The sequence below is a fragment of the Pseudobacteriovorax antillogorgiicola genome (assembly GCF_900177345.1).
GTDB lineage: Bacteria > Bdellovibrionota_B > Oligoflexia > Oligoflexales > Oligoflexaceae > Pseudobacteriovorax > Pseudobacteriovorax antillogorgiicola.
In genome coordinates, this window is the sequence record NZ_FWZT01000008.1 from 155,448 (window position 1) to 168,770 (window position 13,323).

General features: G+C 46.7%; 15 protein-coding genes. 5 read left to right on the forward strand and 10 right to left on the reverse strand.

Features of this window, described 5'->3' with window-relative positions; genetic code table 11:
• The first annotated feature begins 5 nt into the window (after positions 1-5).
• Positions 6-383 (forward strand): hypothetical protein, encoded by a 378-nt coding sequence (locus B9N89_RS12475; RefSeq protein WP_132318884.1) that lies wholly within the window; start codon positions 6-8, stop codon positions 381-383.
• On the opposite strand, the gene B9N89_RS12480 is transcribed toward B9N89_RS12475, so the two are convergent.
• A complete protein-coding gene (locus tag B9N89_RS12480; RefSeq protein WP_132318882.1) occupies positions 380-589 on the reverse strand; it encodes a hypothetical protein in 210 nt (69 codons plus the stop codon). The two genes, B9N89_RS12475 and B9N89_RS12480, sit on opposite strands and share 4 nt — an antisense overlap.
• Before the next feature lie 883 nt (positions 590-1,472).
• On the opposite strand from B9N89_RS12480, the gene B9N89_RS12485 reads away from it, so the two are divergent.
• The gene (locus tag B9N89_RS12485; protein WP_132318880.1) at positions 1,473-1,679 is read left to right on the forward strand and encodes a hypothetical protein; all 207 of its coding nucleotides are present in this window, start codon (positions 1,473-1,475) and stop codon (positions 1,677-1,679) included.
• Between the two features lie 50 nt (positions 1,680-1,729).
• Here B9N89_RS12485 and B9N89_RS12490 read toward each other — a convergent pair whose 3' ends face one another.
• The 6 genes from B9N89_RS12490 to B9N89_RS12510 all read right to left on the reverse strand — a co-directional run bounded on the left by B9N89_RS12490 (position 1,730) and on the right by B9N89_RS12510 (position 6,592).
• Entirely contained in the window at positions 1,730-2,416 is a 687-nt protein-coding gene (locus B9N89_RS12490; RefSeq protein WP_132318878.1) for a hypothetical protein, read from the reverse strand.
• 124 nt (positions 2,417-2,540) lie between these two features.
• Positions 2,541-3,470: a DUF4382 domain-containing protein gene (locus B9N89_RS12495; RefSeq protein ID WP_132318876.1), complete on the reverse strand. Its 930-nt coding sequence runs from the start codon at positions 3,468-3,470 to the stop codon at positions 2,541-2,543.
• Positions 3,471-3,814: 344 nt separating this feature from the next.
• Complete coding sequence (locus tag B9N89_RS31345) at positions 3,815-3,985, reverse strand: hypothetical protein (RefSeq protein WP_159455335.1); 171 nt, start codon at positions 3,983-3,985, stop codon at positions 3,815-3,817.
• A 219-nt stretch (positions 3,986-4,204) separates the two neighbouring features.
• Entirely contained in the window at positions 4,205-4,435 is a 231-nt protein-coding gene (locus B9N89_RS12500; RefSeq protein ID WP_132318874.1) for a helix-turn-helix transcriptional regulator, read from the reverse strand.
• Positions 4,432-4,713 (reverse strand): hypothetical protein, encoded by a 282-nt coding sequence (locus B9N89_RS12505; protein WP_132318872.1) that lies wholly within the window; start codon positions 4,711-4,713, stop codon positions 4,432-4,434. The genes B9N89_RS12500 and B9N89_RS12505 overlap by 4 nt, the downstream gene beginning before the upstream one ends.
• Before the next feature lie 166 nt (positions 4,714-4,879).
• Positions 4,880-6,592, reverse strand: coding sequence for a carbohydrate-binding module family 20 domain-containing protein (locus B9N89_RS12510; RefSeq protein WP_132318870.1), 1,713 nt, complete (start codon positions 6,590-6,592; stop codon positions 4,880-4,882).
• A gap of 459 nt (positions 6,593-7,051) precedes the next feature.
• Here B9N89_RS12510 and B9N89_RS12515 point away from each other — a divergent pair, with 459 nt between their 5' ends.
• The gene (locus B9N89_RS12515) at positions 7,052-7,396 is read left to right on the forward strand and encodes an ankyrin repeat domain-containing protein (RefSeq protein WP_132318868.1); all 345 of its coding nucleotides are present in this window, start codon (positions 7,052-7,054) and stop codon (positions 7,394-7,396) included.
• 21 nt (positions 7,397-7,417) lie between these two features.
• Here the strand turns inward: B9N89_RS12515 and B9N89_RS12520 are convergent, their stop codons facing one another.
• On the reverse strand, positions 7,418-8,080 hold the full coding sequence (locus tag B9N89_RS12520) for a cytochrome c3 family protein (RefSeq protein ID WP_132318866.1): 663 nt from the start codon (positions 8,078-8,080) through the stop codon (positions 7,418-7,420).
• A 323-nt stretch (positions 8,081-8,403) separates the two neighbouring features.
• Here B9N89_RS12520 and B9N89_RS31350 point away from each other — a divergent pair, with 323 nt between their 5' ends.
• Positions 8,404-8,544 carry a hypothetical protein gene (locus tag B9N89_RS31350; protein WP_159455336.1) on the forward strand — a complete coding sequence of 47 codons (141 nt, stop codon included), beginning with the start codon at positions 8,404-8,406 and terminating at the stop codon, positions 8,542-8,544.
• A gap of 229 nt (positions 8,545-8,773) precedes the next feature.
• Positions 8,774-10,702 (forward strand): response regulator, encoded by a 1,929-nt coding sequence (locus B9N89_RS12525; RefSeq protein ID WP_132318864.1) that lies wholly within the window; start codon positions 8,774-8,776, stop codon positions 10,700-10,702.
• A gap of 4 nt (positions 10,703-10,706) precedes the next feature.
• Here B9N89_RS12525 and B9N89_RS12530 read toward each other — a convergent pair whose 3' ends face one another.
• Positions 10,707-12,629, reverse strand: a complete 1,923-nt coding sequence (locus B9N89_RS12530; RefSeq protein WP_132318862.1) for a monovalent cation:proton antiporter-2 (CPA2) family protein — start codon at positions 12,627-12,629, stop codon at positions 10,707-10,709.
• Entirely contained in the window at positions 12,626-13,252 is a 627-nt protein-coding gene (locus B9N89_RS12535; RefSeq protein WP_132318860.1) for an NAD(P)H-dependent oxidoreductase, read from the reverse strand. The genes B9N89_RS12530 and B9N89_RS12535 overlap by 4 nt, the downstream gene beginning before the upstream one ends.
• Positions 13,253-13,323 lie beyond the last annotated feature (71 nt).

Below are 13,323 nucleotides of genomic sequence, written 5' to 3' on the forward strand. Positions count from 1 at the left end.
TTGAGATGCTAAATTGGAACGAATCAGATTTATTATATTTATTCGAACAAGAACCATTTTTTGAGGACGATGATCAATCCTATGAGTACAAGGTGGATTGTTCTGACATCAGCCTTCAATTGAAGGTCATTCCCGATAAGAGTGTCATTGCTGTTCGAATACTTTCCCTGAGAACAGCTAATTGCATCAGCCAGCAATATTATGTTGTGAAAGGAGAAATTACTCTGACTGAGGACACAACAACTCTAGTTGCTAGCGACTGTATTCCAGTAGGGGATGATGAGTTCTATTCAGGAAAAATAAACCTTGATTCAGTCAATATTCGCTTTAGGCTTGAAATTTCCATTAAGCCAGATGTTTTAGTACGAAATTTCTTGTGCTAATAAAGAGAAAAAAATATCTTTGACGTGGCCAAACCAGATGCACTAAAGCTGTTATCAGGTTTGTCAAACTCAAGAGCAGCCCACACGGGCAAAACCTCAACATCAATAGCCTCAAGCAGCTCAAGCAACTCTTTCCCTCCAAGGTGACGAAGCTTGTGATCGTCAACGATCTTGTTCGCCAATGCCATAATGTAAAAAAAGTTCATAGTACCTCCAGGTCGAGGCTTAGGTTTAGAAATGAGTCTTGGGGAGAAATGGTGAGGCGCTAGGCTAGGTGTCCTGGTAGCCAACGCCTTAGAAGCCCCTGCAAAAAAATTAGAGCAGAAAAAACTACTATTGGCATCGAGAAAGAGTATGTAGCTGAGTCCCTAGAGCAGCCAGCTTCCGATGGCAGATTTAGAACTGATATTTCCCCTGAAGAGGTTAGAACCGACCTTGATTTCAACCTTAGAGAAACCATTGGCCCTAACTACGATCGAGACCTAACTACAATCGATTGTGACAATGAAGTTTGCACTGTAGAGATGAAGTATACCAAAGATAAGAATACCAGTACTTTCAATATGCCAATTTACGAATCTCTCCAACACCTTGGAAAGTTAAAAATATCATGGGACGACCAGGATGGTCTTTACAAGATTGAAATTGCAAGGAGGTAATACCGTGAAGCGTATCTTGCTTACAGTACTCTTTATGGCTTCTAGTGTTCTGTTAGCGGACATCGTTGTGAAGCCTGATGGAAGTTGTTCGTATTCGGGGCAGTGCACAGTTGAGATTGTGCCCAGGAGGAATAACAATTTGTCAAGGAGGTACTTGTATCATGCTACCCAAGAAAAAGGTCGATCCCTTCTAGAAGGCCGGGTTTCACCAATCTATCCGCGGCCCGTCGGGGGCTTCCACTCGTTCTGATCCATCATCAAGAAATCTCAAACAGCTCCTCTCTAGCTACTTCTGTACCCGATAAGCTATAGATGAGACCAAGATCGGTAGCGGAAATCCTTCTAGAACTATAAGATAAGATTCCTATCCAGTTCTGATTGCTGGGCCAAATAGCAGAGATATAGTTTACTCAACACACTATGGCTCTTTATGGCCTATCTAGGTGAACTTGAGGAACAAGATTTTCATCAACTTGCCCTTGAGCGAGGGTCTCTGGCTCGCGATGTTTTTCTTGAAGCTGTAGTTTTGTGTTACCGAGATTATTGGAACGAAAACGATCAAAAATTCGGATTTTGTCTTCAGTCCTTTCAATGCACGAGCTGTGACAACTTGTTTGGAGTTCCAGATTTTGACTAACTGCTCCCCAAAATAGAACGCCGAATCCAAGCCCCTAGATGTTTGGGCAATCAACTTTCCCGTAGCTCCTCGATCAGGCGCTTTAGTTCGTCGCGCTCTTGGCGAATGGCAGATACTCGCTTGACCAATTCTAAGTAGACGTGTCCCATGTCGATGGCATCTTGCAAGGCGGTGTGAGCGACATCATCCTTACCAAGTAAGTGTGCCACGAGTTTCTTGGGTGAGCGTGTTTCGATGATTCCCAGCTGGGCATGAAGCACGAAGTTAGCATTCGATGTAATATCGATCATTTGATGGGTGAATAGCTCTTCGACCCATGGGTCACCGAAAACCTCTCCAATCAATCGCCGGTCCAAACCGCCCGTACTTTTCGAAAGGATCACTGCCTTGGGGCGCAGATTTTTGTCATTTGAATCAATTTTGAACTCATCCAAGTAGCGAATTATCTTGTCTTTAGCTTCGTCAACACCGATGCCCTCTTTATGAGCTTTTTTAGCGACCTGCATCAGGTTTTGGTTGCCAAGGACAAAGTCTGAAATCTTGCCTTGGGCTTTCATTTCGTCCACAGAAGGGCACTTGAGATAAACATGAAATGGCTTTTGAATCAGACTCATCGATTTTAGGCTCATTGGAATCATGGCGAATTCCAAGAGATAGGGCTGCCCGACCTCCGCATGGAGCCCTGAGCTTTCGAGATCGAAGCTGAAAATAATTTCCGATGGGTACAACTTTGCCATAACGCCTCTTCCGTTCTATTCTGGATCGGTAGAGAATCATTGAACTTTAACCTTTCGCAGCTTGACCTTTTGCGGGTGTCATGTCACCGAGTAAGCTGGAGTGATAAGCTCCTAAAAATACATATTATCTGGAGGGTTCATCGACGCGCACGTTCTTACCATCGACGGTGAAGATTTCTGAGTCGATGCTGCTGTCATCTTGAAAAAACCTTAGGTAGTAGCGACCATTGGGAACGAATCCAATTTTGAATCGTGATTCGCCCACGAGCGCTGCACTGAGAGCGTTGTCACATTCGTCAGTGGTGTCCGCTACAGTGCCTTCCTCGTAGATACACACTACATTGGCTAGTTGAATCAGCCCGGCTACACCAAAGGCCTCCTTGTTTTTGGCAGCCCGAATCTTTGGAGATAGCTTTAAGCGGGGACCCGTGACTTTGAGGGATTTTCGGAGATCAAAATCTAGGGTAATTCCTATTCCACTGGCATCAACGGTAAAGTTGCTAGCTATTTTGATACCTGAAGTTTCAGCGCTGGGTGCATTCACTTCAATATTGCCGCCCGCCTTATCTATCGCCCGCGGTGGATTATTGGGATCTAAGGTGACCCTGATTTCGCTATAGTTTCCTAATGGAATATCATTCGAGGCGGCGAACACAATTGATTGGCTACCCTGGTAATTGAGAAGGTCGATTTCCTGAGAATAGCTGATAGGAATGTTTACCAGTCCTCCAGATTCCTGCCGGATGATGACTTCTGAAATAGTTATAAAAAATGACTGAAGATCATCAATCGGCGCATCTGTCAGAGCCAGGGTAAACAAACTATCTGCTGCCCCACTGGGGTCATTCACAATAGGTTCATCAGGAAGCTCGCTATCAGGATCAAGCACTGGGTCCTGAGTTCCAGGTGTATCACCATCCTCCGGGTCTCCTACACCTTCTGTTTCTGTTTGGGTGGAATCACCTTCTTCCGGATTGCCAATGTAAGTTCCACAGGCGATCGCAGTTGCGAGAAACCCATAGAACATTAGGCTTAAGCTATGATTGGCTTTCATCCGTCCCCCGAGGCGCGGTTCTTCGAGTTAATCGGCGAGGAGCTGGGATAATTCATCAGAATTTTTTCCCCGAAGGTAAAATTGGGATTCACCCCCGCAAGGGGAGCGGGAGTGAATCCGAGCGAGTCACAGGCTTTTATACAAGAATGATTCATTCTCTAGAGCCAAACAAAGGTACTAAATAACTAAGATCACTTAGTTTATAGATCATTGAATTTGTACAAAAAAACTTCTTAAGCTAGCTCTCAAATGCTACGAAGAGATAAATGTCAAACGGGAAGGTGATCCTGCTTATATCAGATAGCTTTCCTCTCATTCTTCGTATAGCCTAAGAGCGAGGCCCCTTACTGAGGGCCTCGTTTTTTTTCTATAAAAGTTCTACTTTCTTCCATTCCACCAGACTTTTTCGCCAAGGCAGAGCTTTGGGCTGCGATGTAGCAGGAAAATGCCATTACAAAAAAACAAAGGAACTCAAGAAATACCTTGGCATTGAAATATGGTGTGTTGGCTTTCATGGACTGTCTCCTCTAGTAGCAAGTCCTTGTACACAATATACTTCGGTTCCGATCGATTTGGTTTTAGGTGTAATTCAAGGAAGAGTGATTAAGTGAATCAAAATAGAGTTATATAGAACCACCTGGGGCTCTTGAAAGACTGAATCTTGTACAAATAATTTTTTTAGAATTTGATTTCCTTGGCGCGCTTGGAAGCCAAGCGCTGAGAATCCCAAGGGATTATGGGGTCAGCGATTGGATAAATTTTTGGAGAGTCTGCGCTTTACTGTGAGTGCCCAGTTTGAAATTGATGTTTCGCAGGTGGATGCGAATAGTGTTGGGCGAAACTTGAAGGTTTTCTGCTAGATAAGCAGCGGAAGTATCCTGGCCGCCGATCAGGTGGCCCATGACCTGTGTTTCTTTACTAGTCAATCGATGGCTTCTGCAGAAATTTTCAATTTGCTGATTCATGGCAGTCTCCTTTGAGGCACAGCGCTGTCTTCTGTCACAGGCTTGAAAGTATTGCTTTCTTCTTCGTATTCACACCAATTGTAAGATTCTGTGGAGACCTTTTCAGCAACCACGGCTTGATTAACATGGCGATAGACTTCGGTAATAACCATGTCGCTGGATTGTTGCTCAATCTTACAAGCAGAGTAAAGTAACTTTGCTTCGCTAGTGGCTTCTTTTTCATCACCGCAGCCAAGGGCAAACAAGATTAGGCTGATCATGGGCAGAACGATTTTCATTGTAGGGGCCTCCAGATTCAAACTGCGTACTATTTACTAGTTTAAAAATAGTAAGTCAATAGTAAATACTTCGCTGAATCCAGAAGAACACCTGAGTGATTGCAGGTGTTTAGATGGTAGAAGGGGATGGAATGCCCCCGTAAGGGAGCATTTTTAAAAGGAAACTTTAAAAAGAGCCCCTTGTGCTGGAAGAGCCTGCTGGGTTGAGTGTATTGTTGGGTCCAGACTGCCAGACCGTTCCTGAAGCCGGAGAATCGTCTTGACCCTTGATGCATTTCCACTCCACAGTACCATTGGAGTCGATGGTGACAGTGCCTTCCCATTGGGGATAGTTGTCGGGATCGATTTTAATCGCCTGGCTTGCCTTCCAGTTGCCTAGCTCAGGAATATTGCCAACGACGAAAACGCTCTGGCCAAGGACGGTCTCACCGTTGTCACAGATAAACGTGATGTCCCTACTGCCTTCTGGTGGCGGTAAAGGTGTACTGCCATTGTCTCCGCCTTGGCTTTTGCCGACCTTGGCACCAACATGGATTGCTACAGCATCGATGGTAGCCACATCAAAGGAAGCAAAGCCGCTGCCGTCCACAGTTACCGTCGGTCCATCGCAAAGACCAGTAGCCTTATCAAAATTACCGTGAACAATATCGCAGTACTCACCAGCAGGCATTCCTGTTTGCAAACGCTGATTCAAAGATTGGAAGTCGTTGCGATTAATAGCGACAAAGCCAAGACCACCGCGGCCAAACGCGATTTGATTGGAACCGTCGTCCCACCAATGGCTAAGTCGCCACTCGCCAGCTGTCTGGTTTCTAAACTCGACCATGTTTGCGATGCCGTTCCATCGGTGTTCACAGACCCAACCCCCATCAAAACAGCGATCACCGGTATTTGGTCCACGGCTAGGGGGACCTTGATCCTTGTCACTAAAGTAATAGCTCGACATCACCTTGGGGTAGCCATATGGATAGGCTAGCATTGCAATCTCTGCGATGTAGTAGAGGTTGCCAACGTCTTTGTAAGTGAGGGTTCGCTCTGGGTACTGGCGTTGGTCATCATGGTTCGACACAAAGACAACAGCCTGATCGCTGCGCAGCCAGCCCTTACGGTTAATCCATTGCAGCTCTTTCAATGGCTTAAAACCCTTGAAGATAGCGCCCATCTCTCGCTCGAAACGAAACTCAGTAACGTTACCGTTACCAACGTATTCTTCAGGACGAACCGGTTCTCCAAAGGCTTCGATCACCTCTTGAAAAATATACGGATTGCCTTCAAGGCGGCTTACGATCGCTCTCACATCTCCTGCTGGAATGTGCTTTGCTGCATCGATCCGAAAACCTTTCACACCCATACGAGTGAGGTCGTTGAGGTAGTCGGCGATCTTACCTTGAACATAGTCGCTGCTTGTTTTTAGATCGTTGAGACCAACGAGGTCGCAGAACTGCACTTTGTAGCGGTCGTAGTAATCTATTGGTGAGCCGCAGTAATTAAAGTCATTGGGGCCATAGGGAACTTCAGGGTAGTTTCGATTTCCAGAAGCAGCCATGTGATTGATCACGGCATCAACATAAATATCGACACCAACTGCCTGGCAGCGATTCACCATACTCTGGAATTGAGAGCGGTTGCCGCTTCGCCCGACAATCTCATAGCTGATCGGCTGGTATCTCGTCCACCAAGCTCCACCATTGATAGACTTTTGGGGTGGTGATACTTGGACTGCGGCAAAGCCTTTTGGTCCTAACACCTGTTCGCACTCTTCAGCCACATCATCCCAACTCCATTCGAAGAGATGAACGAATGCAGTTCTGGGTGTTGCGCTGGCCTGTGTGACCCAAGCGCCGGCGATCATCGCTAGCAGACTCTTTCTTGCTATCATGAGTTATTCTCTCCCCTGTGTGCGTCTCAGTCCGTCTGTGTAGGTAGTATCAAAACAGCTGAGGTTATGAACGCTTAGAATCAATTTGATTTCATTAAAATCAAGTCTCCTATTCATACAAAGAATATGGAATTGAGACAAACTCCTTACTGTGGCCTCATATTGTAAATTTACGAAACTGAGATAGGAATGTGCGGGTTTTAACTGCTTATTTATAGTAAAGTTACAAGATAAAGTTTTTGAAAATTTTCCGGTGAAGCAAGATAGTAGGATTTATCCCTTGTTTTATCAATACTATAGGGGCTCTCGCGAGGTTGTCGCGACATTTATGTAGTTTTTATACTTCATGGCTTCTATCGACTAAAATTTAGCAATGATTGAGAGACACTATCGCTTCGTATAGCTGATACTCTTAGTTACTCTGGCTGTATCGAGGTTTTTTGGGGTTTGGAGTTAGCAGTGTCTGCAGGTGATTGGAAAGACTTATTTCGAGCGGTTCAAGAAAACAATCTTCCTATGGTGAAGTATCACGTGGATGCTGCTGTGGATTTGGACTACCAGCATCCCGAGATCTTGACCACACCACTAGTTGAAGCCATCAAGCAAGGCCACGATGAGATCGCTATCTATCTTATCAACAGTGGTGCTTCGCTGACTGTGCGTTCTGAGCTGGAGGGGCTCTTACCTCTTGAGGCTGCGAAAAAGTGGCAGAGGCAAGGCTTGAAGCTTCTTATCTTAGAAAACGGAGGAGGTAAAAAGGGAAGTAGTTTAAGCCGATGGCTCGACCGCCTACTTCCCTTCTAACATATGAGATAGCTCTATTTATCAGTCGTCGCCATTAACAGGCTCGAAGTTTCGGGTTTGATTGGCATCAAAGTTTTGATGACAACTTGCGCAATTACCTAGATCACTGAGCATAACGTCACCATCATTCAAGTGCTCTCCCTGACCATCATTGAAGTGACAAGGAAGACAAACTCCCGGTTGCGGGCTACTATGGGTAAACACAAACTGAGGCTGACCTTCATCTGGGGTTTGGTGGCAGGAAACGCAGTCCTGACCAACGTAGTGGCCGCTTCCTGGGCTATTGGCATCGGGGTCAAAGCCATCTGGTGGTCCTTGGTTTGGGTAAGCGCGCAAGCCACTGGCCGGGCGCTGATGGCATTGTTCACAAGTTTCTGGTTTAGGTGTGTGGCTGAATGCTACTGTGGTTTCGGCCCAACTTGGATAGGAATGACAAGAGGCACAGTCTTGGCCTGTGAAATGATCCGGACTTTTTCGGTCTTCTTCGTGGCACATAGCACAAGGGGCTTCGAAGTGGACAGATGAATCGTTGTTTGCCGTAGGCGTGTCTTGATTGGCATTTTGCTCCGCAACTGCAGATGGTCCTGCATCGGATCCTTCGCCTCGCTTGTCCAATGGCGAATCAATTATCCCTGTACATGATGTGATGAAGCCTAGTAGGCAGATTCTGATGAAATATCTCATGGTCCCTCCAAGATTAATAATCTTATCGGTAGAACTAAGTCGCATCTCAAGGATATCTCATTAATTCAATTAAATTAGTGTTTTAAGAATGTGAAATTGAATAATGAAAATATAAGTCGCATCGATGGGTCCCGTGCAAGTCTTAGTCACTTGCCTGGAGCCTAGCAGCTTCGCTCGATCGGCTCCCACGGCAGCTTAACAATTAAATCTAGGATATAGCTGGAGCTGGGTCGATTGAAAAAGGTGGCCTTGCTCTTGCACAGCAGGGTGTGAGAGCAGATAGCTCTCGATCCCTTTTTCTAGTTGTATTTTGTGGAGTTCTTATGGGATTTGAATTTCTTCTTCTCGTCGTGTTTAGTCTTGGCTTCTACTCTGGCTATCAAATGGATTCTGAACCTGATTTGCCTCCCCCCGCTGAACAGTCTCAACAAGTAGAATCAAGTGATGGAACCGACACCAAATAAACGGTAAAAAAATTTCATCTCGGTTAGAATTGAGGGCCTCGAATTCAGAGCTGCCCTTAAACCCGTTTCTGCTTTCCTCTTAAGTTCATTATCAGCCACTTTCTAATTTGCTAGTCAATCTGGATGTTTTTGTGATTTTTCTCTTGAACATCCCATTTATGACGATAGAGACGCTGTTACAGGAGCAGTCTTTTTCATCAGTCCCTTACGGATTGAGAAAGGATCGATCATGATGCCACAGCTTAAACCGGAGGGTAAACTGTCATCAGGAAAGCCTAAAATCTTACTGTTAGAGGATGATATGGATGACGCGTGGTTTATCCAGCGTTGCGTGCCGTCTGGCGAATATTCCATCGTCCACCACGAGTATCTGAAACGTGCCTGTCAGGAAAGTCTTGGTGATGATGATGTAATCATCACAGACCTATCCGTTCACGATTCCAAAGGCATGGATACCTTTAAAGCGCTCCTCGAAAGCTACCCGTCAGTGCCAATTATCATTGTCTCAGGGCTTGACGATCCCGATAAGAGTTTCGAAGCTGCGAAGTACGGTGCCTATAACTTCATCGATAAAAATGAAATCGACCCACGGATATTTCCTAAGCAGATTAAATTTGCCAGGGAAAGAGCGAAGCTTGACAATCAGCTGCGGGAGGCGCGGAAGGCTGCTGATAACCAATCGCAAATGAAATCTGAGTTTCTCGCTCAATTTAGCCACGAAATTCGAACTCCTCTGAACGCCGTTGTGGGTATGACGAAACTTCTCAAAAGCACGACCCTTGATGACGAGCAAAGCGAGTTGGTCGAGGGCCTTGAGTTGGGTGGGAATCGCTTGCTTTCGATTGTGAATGACATTCTCGATATATCTAAGATTGAATCAGGCAAGATGGAGCTGAACTATGAGAAATTCGATCTGAGGACTTTGGTGTCAGACTGTATCCGCGTGTATTCTGCCGATGCAGAGACTAAGGGAATATTTCTTAGTGACTATTTTGATTCTGAGATCCCTGCACAGGTTGAGGCTGACCCTGATAGGATCAAGCAAGTTTTGATGAACTATTTGAGCAACGCGATGAAGTATACCGAGGAGGGTACGATTATCGTGGAAGTGTCGTTCGATGAGCAATCAAGGATTCGGGTTGGTGTTCAGGACTCAGGGGAAGGTATTCCTCAATCGAAGATCGACAAGTTATTTTCATCCTTTGTTCAAGTCAATCGAGACGATTCTACCCGCGGTACCGGCCTCGGGCTAGTGGTATGTAAGAACTTTGCTGAGTTGATGGGCGGCGAGGTGGGCGTTCACAGCGAAGAGGGCAAAGGCTCAGAATTTTGGTTTAGTTTTGTGCCAAAGTCAGTTGAGCATATCGAACGGGCGAGATCGTCGATCGAAGGAAAGAAGATTCTGATCTTTGGGCAAGACATACATGTGCTCGAAATTCTTCAACGGCAGCTTGGTGGCCGAGGTGTTGCGGTAACGTTTGCTGATGCTTCTGATCCCGTTAGTTATGACGAGCGGGACTTTAATCTCATTATGGTGGATACTAGATTTAAACCACCCAGAGACAAGGAAGGCTCGGGAAAGGAAAGGGTTTTACCGAGCATTGTGCTTTTCGATCATGAAGGGCGAGAGGCTGGAGAACTTAAGCTGCGGGGTGCCATGCCCCAAGGACGAGTGATTCAAACCATAGCCTGGGCCTTAGGTGAAGATAAAAAACCACCATCAGACGAGATGCTGCTAACTGACGCTCAAGGTCTTATCGATTTGAAAGACATGAAAGTTCTGGTGGTAGATGATGATCCCTTGAATCGTAAGGTCTTAGCAAAGATGCTCAAAACTTGGCGAATCCAGTCAGATTTCGCATGCCATGGGCAAGAGGCTCTCAATTGCTGCGCTGAAAAAAAATACGATGTGATCTTTATGGATTGTACCATGCCGGTGATGGATGGGTATGAGGCATCCCGCCGTTTGAAGGCTGAGTGCCGTGCGCCCAAGATCGTGGCCTTAACCGCTCACGCTTTTAATGAGGAACGGGAGCGCTGCCAAGAGGCTGGCATGGATCACTTTCTCACCAAACCAATCGATATGGAAACCTTAAAAGGTATTGTTGAGATACTTGCCAGCGATCTTTGTAATCATAAAGAAAAAAAAGGTGCTTAGCGCCTCAATGGTCTAAATTCTCCTGTACTTCGCTGACATAGCGCTTGGGAGGAGGGTTCCACATTCGGTCGGTTCGCGACATGTTCTCGCGACGATCCTCTTGCATCGCCTCGCTTAACGCTTTTTCGAACTCAATGAAAACCTCGCGGTAATTGCTCGTAAAGCGGTTGTCCTCGCGGCCCTTCTTCCAGATTTCGAACAAGTGGTCCTTGCTTCGGCGCTCTAGCTCGTCAAATGTGACGCGAACTTGCTCGGCACGGAATGGATGCATGCCAAGATTTTCAAGAGCCACGCGCCCCATTTCCAGTGCGGAATAGTAGGTTTCGCTCACAATGTAGTCAGCGCCAGCCATGCGAAGGGCATAGGAGTGACCACGGTCAAAGGCGCGGGCGAGGACCTTAAGATTGGGGTAGGTGTGTTTAAGATATTTGACCAGCTCAATGGACGGTTCTTTTTGATCGATAGCCACAACGAAGAGCCTTGCCTGTTCGATGCCTGCTGTATGCAACAGTTCGGGGCGGGTGGCATCACCAAAATAGCTTTTGACATTGATCTTACGCATGAGATCAATCTGGCCAGCCTGGTAGTCGAGAACAACGGTGTTGACCTTATTGGCGACCAAAAGGCGGTTGACGATTTGTCCAAAGCGACCAATGCCTGCGATGATTGCGAGACCTCGCTCTTCAATAACGTCAGGTTCTCGTTGGTCTGACTGTTTGTCAAATGCTGGCCGGATCACGTGGTCGAACAGGATGAACAAACCTGGGGTGAGAAACATAGAAAGGGCAACCACTAGCGACAGAATGCCCGACATCTCGGGAGGAAGCACGTGGCTTTGCACGGAAAAGTTTAGCAAGACAAAGCCAAATTCCCCGGCTTGCGCTAAGCTTAACGTGAAGAGCCAGCGATCTTTGCCTTGGACTTTGAATAAAAGGGCGAGAATGAAGAGTACTAGGCCCTTGCCCAGCATGACTCCCAGAGTCATCGCCAACACCTGCCAGGTGTTGGACGATAAGAGGCCAAAATCAATTCCTGCCCCGACAGTGATAAAGAACAGCCCTAGTAGTAGCCCCTTAAATGGTTCAATATTCGATTCTAGCTCATGGCGGAATTCGCTGTTGGCAAGGACAACTCCAGCTAAAAATGTCCCCAAAGCCGGGGACAGGCCCACCAGACTCATCAATGCAGCGATACCGATAATGAGCAGCAGGGTAGCAGCAGTGAATACTTCTCTAAGCCCCGCGTTGGCGACAAATTTAAATAATGGTCGGCTGAGGTAATGGCCACCAAAAACAACGCCGGCTACCGCCCCTCCGACGACGAGCGCGTAAAGCCAACCAGACAAGCCAGAAACTAAGCTCAGCTCTTCATGATGACCACCAGCAGTGGCTTCCGCACCCACGCTGGCAAGCTCGGGTATAGCAAGCAGAGGGATAAAGGCAAGCATGGGAATCACAGCGATATCTTGAAATAAGAGAACCGAAAAGGCGGTGTTGGCTCCTTCAGTCTTGGTCAGATTTTTTTCATTAAAAGTCTGCAAGACGATGGCAGTGGAGGACAACGAAAAAATTAAGCTTATGGTTATGGCAGTATTCCAAGACTGGCCGAATGCTACGGCGATCGCCGCAATCAGGGTGATGGTTAAGCCAACCTGCAAGCCTCCTAGGCCGAGGAGCCGTGTTCTCATCCGCCAAAGCATGCGAGGCTCTAATTCCAAGCCAACGAGGAATAGCATCATGACCACGCCGAACTCAGCAAAATGTTGAATGGTCGTAGTTTCACTGCCTACCAGCCCCACCACTGGACCAATGATGACACCAGCAATCAGATAGCCAAGTACCGAACCAAGGCCGAAGCGTTTGGCAATGGGCACGGATACCACCGCAGCGCACAGATAGATAAAGGTTTGAATAAAATATTCGATCATGTGGGCTCCTTGATGACCAAATCGAGGTTGGCATTGATGCGGTTCAAGCGGTCTGCGGCTTCATAATCGACTCGCCCTTCTCGCAAGGCTTGGAGCACTCGCTTCCAATCTTGGATGTGATTCTCCAACCGACTATCTTCGACCGCCGAACGAGAGCTGAACAAGGCGAATGGTGGCAAGAAGTTCATGCCTGTGAGGCTAGCTGTTTGTTCCAAGGGCCGTAGAAGCTCGCGGATGGTATAGTGATTGTAGCCCTCCTCACAGTATGCCTGGGCTGGACCACCAGCACTGACTGCACAGAGGAAGGTTTTACCTTTCAAAGCCGCACCATCTGCCCCGTAGGCAAAGCCGTATTCTAGCACCAAATCTTGCCATTCTTTTAAAATCGCTGGCGTTGAGTACCAATAGAGAGGAAACATAAATACCAAAACATCGTGTTCCAGCAGTCGCTGCTGCTCTCGGTCAATGTTGATGCGAAATCGAGGATACTCACCGTATAGATCGACGACAGTCACATCATCTTCGGCTTTGGAAGCCCAAAATAAGGGGAGATTGACTTCTGATTGATAAGGGGCCGGATGAGCAAAGAGGATGAGGATCTTTGCATTTTTTTTCTTCGTCATGAATTTGCCTACTACAGATATCTCTAAAACCAGCTCGATACGGAGCCTTCAGAGTACACTGATCCAAGCAA

Bases quoted from the DNA above. Each gene is read 5' to 3' on its own strand.
- B9N89_RS12475 (WP_132318884.1), top strand. From the start codon at position 6: ATGCTAAATTGGAACGAATCAGATTTATTATATTTATTCGAACAAGAA.
- B9N89_RS12480 (WP_132318882.1), bottom strand. From the start codon at position 589: ATGAACTTTTTTTACATTATGGCATTGGCGAACAAGATCGTTGACGAT.
- B9N89_RS12485 (WP_132318880.1), top strand. From the start codon at position 1,473: ATGGCCTATCTAGGTGAACTTGAGGAACAAGATTTTCATCAACTTGCC.
- B9N89_RS12490 (WP_132318878.1), bottom strand. From the start codon at position 2,416: ATGGCAAAGTTGTACCCATCGGAAATTATTTTCAGCTTCGATCTCGAA.
- B9N89_RS12495 (WP_132318876.1), bottom strand. From the start codon at position 3,470: ATGAAAGCCAATCATAGCTTAAGCCTAATGTTCTATGGGTTTCTCGCA.
- B9N89_RS31345 (WP_159455335.1), bottom strand. From the start codon at position 3,985: ATGAAAGCCAACACACCATATTTCAATGCCAAGGTATTTCTTGAGTTC.
- B9N89_RS12500 (WP_132318874.1), bottom strand. From the start codon at position 4,435: ATGAATCAGCAAATTGAAAATTTCTGCAGAAGCCATCGATTGACTAGT.
- B9N89_RS12505 (WP_132318872.1), bottom strand. From the start codon at position 4,713: ATGAAAATCGTTCTGCCCATGATCAGCCTAATCTTGTTTGCCCTTGGC.
- B9N89_RS12510 (WP_132318870.1), bottom strand. From the start codon at position 6,592: ATGATAGCAAGAAAGAGTCTGCTAGCGATGATCGCCGGCGCTTGGGTC.
- B9N89_RS12520 (WP_132318866.1), bottom strand. From the start codon at position 8,080: ATGAGATATTTCATCAGAATCTGCCTACTAGGCTTCATCACATCATGT.
- B9N89_RS31350 (WP_159455336.1), top strand. From the start codon at position 8,404: ATGGGATTTGAATTTCTTCTTCTCGTCGTGTTTAGTCTTGGCTTCTAC.
- B9N89_RS12525 (WP_132318864.1), top strand. From the start codon at position 8,774: ATGATGCCACAGCTTAAACCGGAGGGTAAACTGTCATCAGGAAAGCCT.
- B9N89_RS12530 (WP_132318862.1), bottom strand. From the start codon at position 12,629: ATGATCGAATATTTTATTCAAACCTTTATCTATCTGTGCGCTGCGGTG.
- B9N89_RS12535 (WP_132318860.1), bottom strand. From the start codon at position 13,252: ATGACGAAGAAAAAAAATGCAAAGATCCTCATCCTCTTTGCTCATCCG.